This window comes from Flagellimonas crocea, assembly GCF_033441595.1.
Lineage (GTDB): Bacteria > Bacteroidota > Bacteroidia > Flavobacteriales > Flavobacteriaceae > Flagellimonas > Flagellimonas crocea.
This window is the reverse complement of the sequence record NZ_JAUZVX010000006.1, coordinates 179,772-195,420: the sequence shown is the minus strand read 5'-3', so window position 1 is coordinate 195,420 and position 15,649 is coordinate 179,772. Positions and strand designations below refer to the sequence as shown.

11 protein-coding genes are annotated in these 15,649 nt (G+C 40.7%); 5 read left to right on the top strand and 6 right to left on the bottom strand.

Translation table 11 applies throughout. The features are described from left to right. Window positions 1–137: 137 nt before the first annotated feature. Genes nirB through SD449_RS18260 form a run of 5 tightly spaced genes read left to right on the top strand, consistent with a single transcriptional unit; the run spans window position 138 to window position 5,899 of the window. Window positions 138–2,657, top strand: a complete 2,520-nt coding sequence (nirB, locus tag SD449_RS18280; protein ID WP_318312645.1) for a nitrite reductase large subunit NirB — start codon at window positions 138–140, stop codon at window positions 2,655–2,657. 11 nt (window positions 2,658–2,668) lie between these two features. Beyond that, window positions 2,669–3,046, top strand: a complete 378-nt coding sequence (gene nirD / locus SD449_RS18275) for a nitrite reductase small subunit NirD (RefSeq protein WP_318312643.1) — start codon at window positions 2,669–2,671, stop codon at window positions 3,044–3,046. A 20-nt stretch (window positions 3,047–3,066) separates the two neighbouring features. Continuing rightward, the gene (locus SD449_RS18270; protein WP_318312641.1) at window positions 3,067–3,660 is read left to right on the top strand and encodes a DUF4202 domain-containing protein; all 594 of its coding nucleotides are present in this window, start codon (window positions 3,067–3,069) and stop codon (window positions 3,658–3,660) included. Window positions 3,661–3,678: 18 nt separating this feature from the next. Then, a complete protein-coding gene (locus tag SD449_RS18265) occupies window positions 3,679–5,532 on the top strand; it encodes a PAS domain-containing sensor histidine kinase (protein WP_318312639.1) in 1,854 nt (617 codons plus the stop codon). Further along, window positions 5,522–5,899 carry a DUF7009 family protein gene (locus tag SD449_RS18260; RefSeq protein ID WP_318312637.1) on the top strand — a complete coding sequence of 126 codons (378 nt, stop codon included), beginning with the start codon at window positions 5,522–5,524 and terminating at the stop codon, window positions 5,897–5,899. The genes SD449_RS18265 and SD449_RS18260 overlap by 11 nt, the downstream gene beginning before the upstream one ends. A gap of 271 nt (window positions 5,900–6,170) precedes the next feature. Here SD449_RS18260 and SD449_RS18255 read toward each other — a convergent pair whose 3' ends face one another. The 6 genes from SD449_RS18255 to SD449_RS18230 form a co-directional block, all read right to left on the bottom strand. Then, window positions 6,171–7,391, bottom strand: coding sequence for a Pycsar system effector family protein (locus tag SD449_RS18255; protein WP_318312636.1), 1,221 nt, complete (start codon window positions 7,389–7,391; stop codon window positions 6,171–6,173). Between the two features lie 51 nt (window positions 7,392–7,442). Continuing rightward, the gene (locus tag SD449_RS18250; RefSeq protein WP_318312635.1) at window positions 7,443–8,726 is read right to left on the bottom strand and encodes a hypothetical protein; all 1,284 of its coding nucleotides are present in this window, start codon (window positions 8,724–8,726) and stop codon (window positions 7,443–7,445) included. A gap of 249 nt (window positions 8,727–8,975) precedes the next feature. Next, window positions 8,976–9,710: a phosphatase PAP2 family protein gene (locus SD449_RS18245; protein ID WP_318312633.1), complete on the bottom strand. Its 735-nt coding sequence runs from the start codon at window positions 9,708–9,710 to the stop codon at window positions 8,976–8,978. A gap of 100 nt (window positions 9,711–9,810) precedes the next feature. After that, entirely contained in the window at window positions 9,811–13,515 is a 3,705-nt protein-coding gene (locus tag SD449_RS18240; RefSeq protein WP_318312631.1) for a metallophosphoesterase, read from the bottom strand. Between the two features lie 286 nt (window positions 13,516–13,801). Continuing rightward, on the bottom strand, window positions 13,802–14,410 hold the full coding sequence (locus SD449_RS18235) for a DUF2652 domain-containing protein (RefSeq protein ID WP_318312630.1): 609 nt from the start codon (window positions 14,408–14,410) through the stop codon (window positions 13,802–13,804). A 112-nt stretch (window positions 14,411–14,522) separates the two neighbouring features. Next, entirely contained in the window at window positions 14,523–15,545 is a 1,023-nt protein-coding gene (locus tag SD449_RS18230; RefSeq protein ID WP_318312629.1) for a helix-turn-helix domain-containing protein, read from the bottom strand. Window positions 15,546–15,649: the final 104 nt, after the last annotated feature.

The following is a 15,649-nucleotide window of genomic DNA, read 5'->3' as shown; positions in this document are numbered from 1 at the left end:
AGTTATTCCTTATTATCAGGATTAATGCAAGTACATTTTATCAATTTGACAGCAAGAATACGTAATTATTTTTGAAAAATCAGTATTTATTTAAGTAATTATACTTAGTTTTGAATCGTATTTCAAATCTTTGGCATATGAAAACAGTAATTGTAGTAGGAAATGGAATGGTTGGCTATAAGTTCTGTGAAAAGTTCAGGGCACATTCATCTAGCGACGCATTCAAAGTTGTGGTCTTTGGCGAAGAACCAAGACCCGCTTATGACAGGGTTCACTTAAGTGAATATTTCGGAAATCAAGACGCTAAAGCATTGGAACTAGCCCCCGCTTCTTGGTATAGCGACAACAATATAGATCTTATCACCAATGAAAGGGTCACGGACATTCTCAACGAAACCCAACAAGTTCGTACCATTTCGGGGAAAACCTATTCCTACGACTATTTGGTGCTTGCTACTGGCTCCGTTCCCTTTGTTCCCCCAATAAAAGGCGTTGAAAAGGAAGGAGTGTTTGTGTACCGTACCATTGAAGATCTTGAGGATATGTTGTCCTATGCCGCCCAAATAAAGGCTATTATGCCCAATGGACGTGCTGCAATACTGGGCGGGGGTTTATTGGGTCTGGAAGCAGGCAAAGCTGTTTTGGATATGGGATTAGAGCCCCACGTTGTGGAATTTGCCCCTAAACTGATGCCCAGACAACTGGATACGCGCAGCAGCAATGTGCTCCAACTAAAATTGGAATCAATGGGCATCCATATTCATTTGGGCAAGGCCACGAACCAAATTATCGGGGAAAGTGTCATTGAAGGAATGGATTTTGGCGAAGATGATCAATTGGATGTGGATATGTTGATTATCTCTGCTGGAATTCGCCCAAGAGACGAGCTTGGAAAAACCTGCGGATTGGACATGGGCACTCGTGGAGGCATTATGGTCAATAATAAAATGGAAACTTCCATCCCCGATATCTATGCCATTGGGGAAGTTGCACTTTATAACCATATGATTTACGGACTTGTGGCACCAGGATATGAAATGGCCAATGTAGCTGCTCATCAAATTTTAGGAAATCCAGAAGTATTGATGCCAAATGACATTGATATGTCGACCAAATTGAAACTAATGGGAGTTGATGTGGCCAGTTTTGGCACGCCTTACATGCCTGCCGAAAAAGGATTGTCCATTATTTATGAAAACAAGACCAAACATTTATACAAACGAATCAATGTGAGCCATGATGGCAAAACCTTGTTGGGCGGAATTCTTGTAGGAGATGCCAATGATTATAGCATCTTGCACCAGATGTACCTCAACAACATGAGTCTACCAGAGAATGCCGAAGAATTGATCGTGGGCGCCCGTGCCGATGGTGGTTCTGCTTTTGGCAGTGCCATGGACCTACCGAATACTGCTCAAATCTGCTCTTGTGAAAGTGTTTCCAAAGGAAAAATCTGTAGTTCGATAAGAGAGGGGGCCTGTAATTCCTTAAAAGACGTTATTGGATTGACGAAGGCCACAACAGGATGCGGAGGTTGCAAACCCATGGTCGTGGATTTGGTCAATGAGACTTTAAAGTCCATGGGGAAAGAGGTAAAAGATGTCATCTGCGAGCATTTTGAATACACACGTCAGGAATTATACGGCATTGTAAAAGTGAAAAACATTCAATCCTTTGATGAGGCTTTGGACAAATGCGGCAAAGGTGATGGTTGTGAGGTGTGCAAGCCTGCTTTGGCCTCCATTTTTGCCACCATTTATAATGATACGGCCAACAAGGAAGATGTAATCCAAGATTCAAATGACCGATTCTTGGCAAATATCCAACGTAATGGTTCCTATTCGGTTGTTCCTAGAATCCCTGGAGGAGAAATAACTCCTGAAAAATTGATTGTAATCGGTGAAGTGGCCAAAGAGTACAATTTGTACACCAAAATTACTGGCGGACAGCGTATCGACCTATTTGGTGCAGAACTCAATGATCTTCCTGCAATCTGGAAAAAACTGATAGATGCCGGTTTTGAAAGTGGGCATGCTTATGGAAAATCACTACGAACCGTAAAAAGTTGCGTAGGTTCCACATGGTGCCGCTATGGAATGGACGAAAGTGTGAGTTTTGCGATTGAGCTGGAAGACCGTTATAAAGGCCTACGATCACCTCACAAACTCAAAGGTGGCGTTTCTGGTTGTATTCGTGAGTGCGCGGAAGCCCGTGGAAAAGATTTTGGGGTAATTGCCGTAGAGGGCGGTTGGAATCTTTATGTCTGCGGAAACGGTGGTGCCACTCCAAAACACGCTTTGCTTTTGGCGGAACAAATTGACAACGAAACCGTAATCAAATATTTAGATCGCTTTTTAATGTACTACATCCGTACGGCCGCACCGCTTATGCGCACAGCAGCATGGCTGGATAAACTGGAAGGAGGCATAGAGCAGCTGAAACGAATTGTTGTGGAAGATAGTCTGAACCTAGGGGAAGAACTGGAACTGGACATGCAGTCCTTGGTTGATAAATATGAATGTGAATGGAAACAGGCTGTGAAATCAGAAGAAATGAAAAAACGTTTCTCCCATTTTGTCAATACAGAAGAGCGAGACGATAACATGGTGTTTGTTCCCATGCGTGATCAAAAAATGCCAGAACCCTGGACCAACTAAAAACTGTAATTATGGAATCAATTTTATCTGAATATACCTCAGTAGACCCAACAACCGTTTCCGTTTGGTTCAAAGCCTGCAGCGTTGACGATATTCCAGAAAATGGTGGGGCCTGCATCAAATACAAGAACAAACAAATCGCTGTTTATCACTACAAGCGAAAAAAGACTTGGTACGCATGCCAAAACCTGTGCCCGCATAAAATGGAAATGGTATTGAGCAGGGGCATGTTGGGAGATGCCGACGGAATTGCCAAAGTGGCCTGTCCGATGCACAAAAAAACATTCTCTCTGGAATCGGGGGAAAATTTGAATGGAGACCTTCCTGCCATCGCTATTTATCCTCTTAAAATTGAGGATGGCTTTGTGTATATTGGTTTTTCTGAATAGCTTTAGAAAAATCATTGCGAATGGGCAGTCATGATAAACTACAGGAAGCGTTTCGACTATTTGACGAAGCCAATTCCAAAGACCCCAATATAGAACTGGAAAATGGCATGGAACAACCAAAAGAGTTGTTGTATGCCAAACGAATGACCCAAATATTGGATGAATTTGATCCCGATGCTCCAGAAGCATTGAAATTAACCGCACGTTGTCAGCATATTTGCCGCTGGGAAATTCCACGGGACTCCTATGAAATGAATCGGACGGGGTACCTTAGGTGGCGACAGGATCTAAAAAAGTTCCATGCAGAAAAAGCAGGTTCAATTTTAGAACAGGTAGGATACGATAAAGAAACAATAGATAGGGTGAAATTTTTATTGCTCAAAAAGCAGTTGAAAAAGGACGAGGATACCCAAACTTTGGAAGACGTAATCTGTCTGGTCTTCTTAAAGTATTATTATGAGCCATTTTTGCACAAGCACGATGAAGCCAAGATGATTTCCATCCTTCAAAAAACTTGGAAAAAAATGTCGGAAAAAGGTCATAAAGCCGCTCTTAAATTATCATTATCAGAAGACGGACTGGCATTGGTGAAAAAGGCTTTATCCAACACATAAAAGAATATCAAAAAGGCAATGGACAGAAACAACCAACAACAGGCACTGGACGTATCCACATTTATAAGGATACGAAAATGGTACCTACTGGCCCTTGCCGCGATTGCGTTGACCATTATCGTTGCCCAAGTTTTGATTCAAAGGCATCTCGACGGACAATTATACGACTCAAGGGTCATCAATGTGGCAGGAAGACAACGCGCCTATAGTCAAAAATTGACAAAAGAAGCGTTGCTTCTTCAAAATCCAGCGCTTACCGAAAATGAAAGGGAAGAACTTTTATCAAAACTAAATCACACTTTATGGGTATGGAAGGTATCCCATGATGGACTTCAAAATGGCAATGACAGTATCGGATTGCCCAAAGAAAACAATAAGACCATTTTAGCCTTGTTCGAAGAGGTGTCCGTTCATCATAAAGCCATGGTCAATGCGGTGGAAACATTGCTTTCAAATGATGGTCCTGCCCCATCCGACTCTCAAGTTGAAATCTTACTGGCCAATGAAGGTGATTTCCTCTCCAAAATGGATGAAATCGTAAACGAATACGACAGCATCAGCAAAGATCAACTTGAAAACTTAAAGTTTAAGGAATACGCGCTTTTGGCCTTTTCGCTAGGGATATTGTTATTGGAGGTACTTTTTATATTCCGACCACTTTCCATTCAAATCCGAGAGACCATACGGGATTTGGTCAAAAGTCAGATAAAATCGGAAAAGGATGCAAGGGAAATCAAAAAAGTGGTTCAAGAGAAAGAAAAGTCTTTGCAAGAGTTGAGAGAGCTCAATTTTGTGATTGACAACGCGGCGCTTTTTGCCAGTACCCGTTCCGATGGTTCGGTGGTCTTTATGAGCAAGAAATTCTTGACTTTACTGGAGAAGAAAAATTTACCCCCAAATCCACAACTTTCAGAAATATTGACCGAGGATAGCGGGCAGCAACAATACCTTCGGGAAATTTTGACCAAACCGCGAAGGCACATCCGTTCGGAAGAAATTGAGATACGGACAAAAACAGGGAAAAAACTATGGTTGGACATTTCCATTATTCCCATTCACCAATCCAGCAATAAGCATAATGTGCTTTTGCTGTGCTCCGACATTACCGAGCGGATACAGAATCAAAAAAAGGTAGAACAGCTCAGGGTTCAGAACTATGAGGAACGGATGCGACAAAAGCAGATTCAGGCCAGTTTGATCGTAGAAAGTCAGGAAGAGGAACGCAAACGTATCGCGAAGGATATCCATGACGGAATCGGGCAGATGCTCACGGCTTTACGGTTCAATATTGAATCCATCAACCTTATCAACAAGGAAAAAACCAAAGAAAAAATCGAATACCTCAAAAACCTGACAGCGGATTTGATCAAAGGGGTGCGAACGGCCACATTCAATTTAACCCCACCCGAATTAAGCGACCATGGGATATTCCCTGCCCTGCAAAAAATGACCTCGGAATTGAGCAAATTAACAGGGAGGAACATATTGTTCGAAAACAAGGCAGAAGAAAATATTCGGTTTGATTCCTTGGCGGAAACCAATATTTATAGGGTAACACAAGAAGCCGTGAACAATGCCATAAAATATGCCAACGCCAACTATATTTTGGTGACCATCAATTTTACGGACAACCTGCTGAGCGTTGTTATCGATGACGATGGAAAAGGATTTGATCCCGCTATATTAAAAACTCCTCCGAAAAATAACAGTGAAGGAGGAATGGGGGTGTTTTTCATGAAGGAGCGCATCAGTTACATCAATGGAAGACTGTTCATTAGTTCCACACCAGGTGAAGGTACACGGGTCACTATAAATTACACCTTAAAAGAAAGCGAGAAAAAGAATTTAAAAAGCATTGAAAATGAAGATTAGAATAAAAGGTGATTCCATACGATACCGATTGACAAAAACCGAAGTGGAAACATTCTGTGATACAGGAATATTTGAGGAAAAAACACACTTTGGAACCAATGTGTTCAGGTACGTCTTAAAAGCCAAGGAAGGTATTTCCGTTATGGAAGCTGATTTTGACCATAATACCATTACCCTATTCGTTCCCGATGCAGAACGTCATACTTGGGCCTCCTCCGAAAGGGTTGGCTATCAGAACATGATGCCCCTGGGCAACGGAAAAGAACTTGCCCTATTGTTGGAAAAGGATTTTGCCTGTATGGACAAGACCAGTGAAGACCAATCGGATAATTATCCAAATCCTAAGATTGACTCTAAGCTTATTTAATAGCTAGATTAGAGGTTAGACTCCAATGCGAGTTCAAGGGAAATGGGGCAACACAGGACAGTTCTACCTCAAATTTAATTTGGGTATAAAAAGCCAGAAAATTGATGTTTTCTGGTTTTTAATGGTTTATGCATTTTTTAAGTCAAATAACTTGAATACAGTTAAAAGACACAGCAATGAAGGCTTCCATCACATTAATTCCTTTCAATTCCATAAAACCAATCGAATTTTTCATTGCTTCTCCCTTGATCAACTTTAAGTGTCGCCTTACTTATTGAGGTGCATCCGGTGTTACAGCATTTATAATTTCATCTTCCATCCCAAAGTATTTGAGAGCCAAAGCGAACGCCAGAACAGAAAGAATGATTCCTATGATAAAAATGGTGTAGGTCCAACGAAGTAGATAATACTTTTTCTTAAGTACCATTCCCAGATAATATAGATCCATGGTCAGTGAATCGTAAATGGTGTCCTTTGATTGAATGATATCCCTGATTTTTTGTTTAAAATCCGGAAGTTGCATAGCATGGAAATTTCCAAAAAAGAGATAGTTCATCTCCTTTTCGGATATACCTCCATCCATCATTTTTTTGTTGTCGATATTGGGCCTGGTCGCAAGGACGGACATAATCATGGAGGCTATACTGAATATCACAAAAATAACTGTGGGATAAATCAAATATGAATTTTTGGGCTGCCCCAAGGCAGGAATCAGATTGGCAAGTAACAAAGAAATAATGATCGCATTCACCGACAGTAGTATGTTTGCCTTGGTATCTGCTATATCACTTAGTTTAATATGGTTTCTAAGTTGTGTACGGTAAAGGGATTGAATCGCTCTTTCCGGGCTTTGATCCTTGAACTTTACCTTAAGCTTTTCTTTCTTTTTGGTTTTGTTCAACTTCTTGATTCGTCCCACAAGCTTTAGGATGTTGCTCTCCTTTTGCTCCTTTAGGTCATCAATGGCATATTGCGTAAAGTAGCGATGGTGTATCCTAAGTTTCTCCAGATATTCCTCGCGCCATTCCACACTTGTATAGGTATCTTGCGAAAAATTGGAAAGTTCCATCCTTTCCAGTTCCATAAGCTTATCAAAATCCTTGGATCCATAAAAAGCGGTATTGGCATCCCTTAAAATCTCAACTTCCGATCTGGAAGGTTCATCGGTGCCCCAAGCGGCTTTAATAATATCAGAAACTTCCGATGCATTTATATGCAATGGATTCTTTGATAGATATGCTTTTGCCAACTCACAACTACAGTGCTTATGATCATTGTAATTCTCAATAAATCCAAGGTTAAGAAACCAAGCTGCAGCTATTGTTGCATCCTTGTTCAAATTCGGACTGGAAGATTCCTCCATCAGCACCTCCGTATAGTCTACCACCCTTTGTGTATAGTCCAGGGTATGGAATAAATGGTCCGGGGTCAAATTTTCCGAAAAATATGATGTAACATATTTTTTTATGGATTGGGTTTTAATATTTGTCATTTTTAAGTTTCTAGTTATTGACAGTAAGGTTTTGGATGAACGTTAATGTACTCAAATATCACAATCAAAACAATTGTTCAGACTCCCTTCCAGCTCCAAATCCTCGGAGCCGCTCAAAATTATCGGCTCTTTGGGACGTTGTTCCAATGTTCTATAAAATTCTTCAGCATATTGGACCAAGTGATCTCTCCTAGCGATGATTTTGTTCCGAATTTCCGGACCATCCAAACTGTCTACTTCTTTGGGCCACGCATTGAATGCATCTATTATGACCTCATCCGTCAATTTTTGCTTTAAATATTTAGCGGCTTCCCTAAATTGCTCCAGAGTCGCTGTCCGTAAAAAATATTCATCAAAAGGTCGAACCAGTCCGGGCAAAAAATCAATTTTTTCTTCAAATTCTTGAACCTTTGGCAGGGTGAGGTCATTGGTAATTAACGTTGGGAGAACCCCATCTTGCTTAAAAAAGGCATTATCCCTATCGGTCGGTACCGGAATGGCCAAAAACCCATTGTCCTTTTTTACCATTGCCCAACCCCATTGCTTGGCATGGCGGTCCCAATCACCGATCAGTATATCGAACAATCTGGCCTTTATCAATTCTTTTTTATCTATTGTAATTTCGGAACCCTTTTCCATTCTGAGTTCTTGCAAATCATCAGTATCAATCAGTTCTTTTACATTTTTGATGCCTGTCCAGTCGACTTCACCTTCACTCTCATATTCGAAAAAGTAAAGCCGGTTTCCGTATTTTTCGTTCAGTTCGCCAAGTGTTTCTTGTTTGGGCACAAAAATAAGTTTGGGATGCGTGTGCAATACATTTGCGGCTTGCGACAACTTGGATACTACCAGGGCGGCATAAGGATGTTGGGCGGAAACCCCATCCACTACGATATTCTCCAATCCAAGCTTTTTTGCAACATCCGGCACCAGTTTTGAAGGGTCCTTGCTCAAACTTCGCAACGCGTAGCGTATTCCCGTACCGTCTTCGAGTTCTAGGGAATGTGTCTGCTTTCCTCCGCCCTCTTCAATAATTTTGAGACCTCCTTTTAGAGTATCCAAATAAGCTATGGGCACCGTAACGGGCTGGGTCCATGCATCCCTATATTGTTCACCTTGCATGAATTCCTTAAATCCGCTTGCCTGATAAATGGTGTTTGCCGATACGGTGACCGAATCAAATTCACGAAAATTGATGTTTCCTATTTCGGTCGGATATATGATTTTGCATGTACGGAAAGTCGCTTCGGTCTCTGAAACTGAAAGATACACGAAGGCAATAAAAATCCCTACCACTACCGTGATGGATAACAAGATTTTCCAAATTCTCTTCATAAAATGAAATTGTTTAATTTTTGAAAGGCTGTTGCTTCAGTTGAACATGAATCTATCAGAAGTAATCGTAAAATCATTGTTTTGATGCTTTTACTTCAGATCAACATCACCATCCCGACTTCTGGACTCAACTTGGGAAAGTTATCAAAATTGAATTCGGAGACTGATTCCTATAAGTTTTTATTTTAACGCTATTGCCTTTTCAAGTATGGCTATGAAGACTGTGTTGGTAACGGTTTTATGAATGGGTCATCGGGTCTCGGAATCTTTTCGGAAGACCTCCACCAGATTGAACAATAAAACGCAAAGGAACACCCATATGCCACCGGCAATAAATCCACCGGCGATATCCGATGGAAAATGAACGCCCAAATAAATCCTGCTGATCCCAATGCTCAAAATCAAAAGAATCAGTAAAAGGATAAGACTGCTTTTAAGATACTTGTTTAACCTGAACGTGTAAACCAAGTAAATCAGAAAGCCATAAAACGCCATTGCGCTCATCGCATGACCGCTGGGGTAGCTTAGCGTTTCCACCGATACCATATGCTCCAATTCTGGCCGGGCCCTGTTGATAAATCGTTTTAAAACTAAATTTGACGTAGAGGCCAAAAACAAGACCAAACATATTTGACCTACATACTTCCATTTCTTGAAAACAATCGCTGTCAATGGCACCATTATTCCCAGAATGGTCAAATATCCCTCAAGATCGCCCACATTGGTCATAAACAGAAAAAAGTTCGTAAGCCGAGGTGAACGAAAGGATAATACATATTGGGTTATGCTTTGGTCATAAGTACCCAACATTTCTGTGGTAAGAGTTTCGGTCAATTCAACAAAAATGTTGATTGCCAATATCACCAATATCAATGCGGCCAGAGCCGTGGCGACATAGGCTCCCTTATGACGATATTTCTCCAACAGGGGGTAAAGGCACTTTTCAACTTTGCGTACTACAACTTGTAAGCTTTCTTTAACCATATTTTGTTCTTCCTATAATTTTGATAAATCTTGGTTTGGTGTTATTTGCGCATGTCCAACACAATCTCCATGTTTTGGATAGCCCACAACCCTCGACTTTTTAAAAAGATACATCAAAACCTACCTGAAGCATATTGTTTTCTATGGAATTGAAATATCCTATTCTAAAAACCAACGATTTTAATCCACTGATCCAAAGTCCACCTCCTTGAGAAGTGTGCCAAATATTGGAAGTATCGTTCTTTACCCAAACCCTGCCATAGTCAAATCCGCCATAAATCCCTAGGGTTACGGGTGTAAATGCGGTAACATATTGTTTTAAACGAAGTTTTAAATCGGTGTTTTGATAAAAATAGGATCGGCCTGCGAACCTTTGGTCCCGGAATCCCCGCAAGCCGTTGTTCCCACCAATGGAAGGGGCATGATAAAAGAAATAGTTGTTGCCTCCAATGTTCGTCTTGTATTCCGCTATTGTGGAGAACACCAAATCCCCTGATGGAATCAACTGATGGTCGAACCCCATTTTTATGGAAGCGTAGCCAAACCGATTGTCCTTAATATTGAGATTGGCCTTGTACCCTGCGCTTAATCCAACATACATGGCCTTGGTTGGGAAATCACCGGCATTGTCCCTATCGTAGTGTCCGGAAACTTCGGCACCCACGTAATTTTGTGTTTCAAAGGCCGATTCATTCAAGTTTTGTGAATTAAAAAAACGGTCCGGCATTTCCTTTACTTTAAAAGATTCGAACAATAATCTGGGCCTTAGGTTATAATAGGCCAATCCAACATAGGAATTAAATTGGCGTACGCGGCCCCTATAATAATCTATGTCCAGTTGGTCCTCTCCATTGACCGTTTCGTTTCCGAATCCAAAAAAGTTTTTGACATACCTATCGTTGCTGTAATAGGCACCCATTTCAAAATTCCAATTGGGTATTATGTTCGCAAAAACACCATCGTATTGCATATCCAGCGCTGCAAACGAAAAATAATAATTGGCTTTTACGGTATGTTGTTGCCTAAATGGAGCACCATTTAGGCCATTTTTGGTGTAGCGATCGGTCAAACCAAAAAATACACCGTCGTCCGTCCTAAAACCAAGATTAGGGGCCAATACATTACTGTTCGGCATAAAATATCGCCAATGAAAAGAATTGGTGCGGTACAAGTTGGTTAGCTGATTTGCCGGCTCTTCTGCTTTAAAATGTATTTTTTCGTGCTTCCAATCATACACTTTTATATTTTTCTTGTTTTCGACATCATAAACATCATCGCCGTACCCTCCTACAATCCTTACCATAATTGCATTGTTTCCGGAACCTTTTACTTCAAAAACATCATCATCACCAAGTCCATATATCCAAAGTTCTTTGGTCACGGAATGATCAAAGATTCTTCGATAAATTTCTTCATTGGGCTCATCGGTAAGTATCCGTTTAATTACCACGGTCGTTTTATTCTCCGCTCCACGTGCAATTTCTATTTTATCATCCTTTTCCGTAGCCCTGACCACAACGATTTTATTTAAATAGGTTGCATACGACCGCACATCTTCATCAAGCGTTTTGAGTCGCTCCAAAAGGGAACGTTTTATTTTTTCAGAAGTATCATCCTGAATTTCTTCGGGAAGTTTCCGGAATGCAGCGTCAATCACTTCCTCATTCATTTGCTGTTGGATGATTCTGGCCTCTGCCACCCAATCTTCTACATCCAATTCGGTGACAAGTGTTTTATCGAGTTTACTGCCAGAGAGGTTTAGCCATTTAACATCATCAATATCGTCATCGAAGGTCTGCCAACGCCGTGCATTGGGCACAAACATCTTTACCAGCTTCATTGCGAAACCATCAAATCGGGGAAAAACATTGTCCCTATCCCTTGGGATGGGCATAAATTCTTTAATGTCATCCTCCCCTTCATACTCCATCCATCGCCATTGGTCTTGATGCCGATCCCAGTCGCCGATGAGCATATCAAAGACTCTGGCTCGAACATAACTTTTTTGGTCCACGATATAAGATTCATCACTTTTGATTTTTTCCAGCATATCCGTGGTGCTTTCCATATCCGTTACTTTGCCCTCATCATCAATTGTCCTTCTATATCCTTTATGGTTTGCTTGCTCTTCCGATGGGCGTCTTTCTATAAAATATAGCTCATCGCCAAAGTCCTTGTTGTACTCGCCCAAAACCTTTTGTCTTGGTACGTAGAACAGTCGTGTATCGGAATGATTTATACCAACAGACCTTGCCAAAGGATTTACCACCAACTGCATGTAGGGATGCGCGGTGGAAAAAAAATCGGATATTACTTCTTCCGGCCAAGAATCTTTATAGTCTTCTTCATTGTAAGATATGCCGGGCAACTTGTACTTTAAATATTTTAACGCACTTTTTCTAAGCGAACGCATCGCATATTCACGACCGTCTTTATCCTCCAACCGCAACGAAAACGATTGGTGCCCCCCTCCCATCTTGGTTATTTTAAGGCCTCCGTACAAAGTATCCAACTGTACCACGGGTGCAGTAACCGGTGTCCCTAGATATTTACGATAGCGGTGACCCCAGAGAAATTCATAAAAATCCGATTTGCGGTATTCCTCCGGATTGTCCAATACTTGTGCGATCTCTTCCTTTTGGGTCGTGGAACCAAAGTCGCTTACCTCCTCCCGGTTAGGGAAATTGGGCATAACCGGCATTGTGAAGCCTGTTTTTAAGTTATCGGAGCTATAAAAGGTGACCTCGGAAGAACCATCTTCAAAATACGTAAGCTTTGCAAAACCAAGGTCCCCGTAAGCAAATTTACCTTCAAACGGCAATGCCCCGCCTATGGTCACCAGTTCATCCTCGGAAAGTTTGGTGGCTGTTTTGCTTCCCAATGATCCACTTATAATTTGGTGGACTTCTTTTCCGACGAGATATTGCAAATTTTCCTCATGGCCGGACACTATGGTAATCCGGTCCGATTTTTGGGCTTGTGCCGTTACCAATATACGCAGGTAGTTGTATCTTCTGGAATTCAAATGTTCTGGGTCAAATGCTCCCAGATCCATGAAACCTTCTGCAAGGGTTCCTATCACGGGAACCGGGGTCATATGTTCCTTGAATGTTTTGTATCCGGCGTACTGTCCATTGCTGAACACGGGATGGTGCATGGCAATGACAATGTTCTTATCCAAGTTATCATCGATTGCATCTTCCAGTTCCTCTACAAATCTTGTTCTAGTAACAATGTCCGTGCATTTTTTATTTATGTTTTTCGTCCGTGACCAATTGGATACAAACCATTTTGAATCCACTAGGACCAACAATAATTTATCATTGATGATCCTCCGCTCGATAGGGCACGCATTTTCGGGAAAAAAATTGATTTGTTCGTTGTCGAGGTCTTTGATGTAATCCTCTATTTGTTCAACATCATCGGTATTTTTTTCTTTCCACTCATTGTTCCCCGGAATAAAAACGACATCTCCCTTAAAATCATGGGCAAGCTTTATTTGTCTGTTCAACAATTCTTTATCGGAATTCCAATTTTTATTCTCTGCGGAAACATTATCACCCGTGAACACCAAAGTGCTATTTTCTCCCGCAGATTTCAGCTGACCCCGAAGATTCTCCATGATGGGAAGCGTATCGGCTTGAGCAATATTCCCTAAGCCACCTGCAACAAAAAATGTATGGCTTGGCACTTTATCCTTTTTTGTTGAAGCAAACGGCTCACTGTGCTGAAGCTTATAGGTAGCACAAGAAAAAAGCAGTAAAGGAATGAAAGATAAAATTGCTCTGTTCCATATTGTTCTCATAAAAGGGATTTTCGATAACTAAACCTCAGGTAAAACCTTACTTATCCACTAGCCCTTGACTGTTTTGTTTAGTTGAGGTTTTTTATAAAACAAGCAAAACATAAAAAGGGATTACGCTTACAAATGTGATAGCATCAAATCAAGGACGGCATTACTCTACACATTTTTAAATGGACAAGGTAATTTGAAGGCTCAATTGACGCTACTCTTTTTCATTTTATTGTTGACTCTATCAAAAATTGGGTTTGTTCCCCAGTGCAGGTGTACTTTGAATAGAAATAGTGAATTATAACATTGAATTTGATGGGTTGGGCAAATACTTATAACGGACCTTTTCCAAGTGATCAAATTTTGCTTCCCCATCCTCTAAATTGCCCCATACAATATGGTCAGAGCTTTCCTTATCCTTGTATTGATCCAATAAAGAACTGGTCATCAAAACATATTCTTTCTCTTCTATTTTGTTTTTCAGCAGTTTATGGGCCACAATAACTTCTTCCCCCAACAGTTTGATACTGTTTCCGATAGGTGCAAAACCCACATTGGCCCCGTAGTGCAGTATAATTTTTAAACCAAGTATTTCTGGAATTTTATGAGCCTTTTCGTGTTCGCTGAACTCGTTTTTTAAAGCGGTAAGCCCTGAATAGAAATCTTCATAAAAATGTATGCTTTGATCAATGAGGCTGTCAAATGACGGCAATGGTCCTTTTTTGAAAAAAAACACAGCATCCCCCTCAATCTCCGAAACTTTTAGGCCTATGGTATTGGCATAAATAGTTTTGTTCAACAATGTGGGGATTACCTTGGAGGCGAGCTCATAGTCCACATCGCTCATAAACTCGGTAAATCCACTTATATCCGGCAAGCACAATAAGGTTCCCTCGGCTTTTTCCATAAGCTAGCATGTTTTTATAAGATTTAATGCTGTTTGATAGATTATTCTTCTTTTCTGGGAATTGACTTACTTGAGCAATGCAAAAAGTTGTCACCCAGATGTAAAAATCGACCTAGGCCGAAACAGCAAAACATTTTTGCTTATCCTTATATTCCTTTGGACTGCAGTTGTATTTTGCCTTGAATATCTTCGAAAAGTAACTTCTGCTGATAAATCCGATACTATACACCACTTCGGAAATGTTCAGGTCGGTATTCTTAATTAGGTCCTCTGCCTTTATTATTCTCACGTCCCTGATGTAATCCGTAACGGTAGTTCCGTGCATCAATTTAAAGCCTTCTTGCAATTTGGATGGGGACAGTCCACCCTTTTTACATAAATAGGATACGGAAAGTTCTTTTTCCGGATAGTTGTTGATGAACAAGGAAAGTTCTTGGATAATTTCCTGCTCTTTTGAAGTCAATGAAGACTCCGACAACTCAGATTTATTAAGGTCGTCCGAATGTTGTTGAATCTCCAGCGCTAAAATCAAATGTACCAACCCTTCTATCATCAACCTTCGGGCAATTCCCTTTTCCTTGATGGTATTCAACTGTCGGACCATATCGGCCAATTTAAGGTTGTACGATCCAACATAGGTAAAATTATCGGCTACATCATCCTTAAAGAACAACTTCTGCAATTCTTGATTAAGATGTGCTCTTTCATCGTTGTTTTTTACGGGAAACACCAGCACAATAATCATTTTAAGATGAACATTTTTTTCAAAATACAATACGTTGTCCTGATTGTTCTTACTGGTCAAAATACCGGTTTGAAAATTTTCCAGCAACTGTTGCTGACCGTCAAGCCCAAAACTGTGGGACACTTGACCTTGGGAGCAATATGCAAAGCATATGGGATTATATTTGGGAGAGTTGGCCACTAGAACCAAATTTTCGGCAAATTCCACATCAAACTCCATGTAGGATATGCCTCCTTTAAAGGATGTTCCCTTTATGAGGCCGTTACCCAATGTTCCGTTCACTTTTAAAATATGCTCTTTGGCATCCATGCTCAATTCGCCTCCTATAGCTTCTTGAAATTGATTGAACACTTCATTTATATTCGCTGTTCTTAGGGATATAGTCTTCATAATGATAATAGTGTTATTTAAAGGTTATTCTCCATTACGATAAACAATGGAGAGTTGTATGGTAAAGATGACCACAAAGCGCACCTCACACGTTACACAACTTT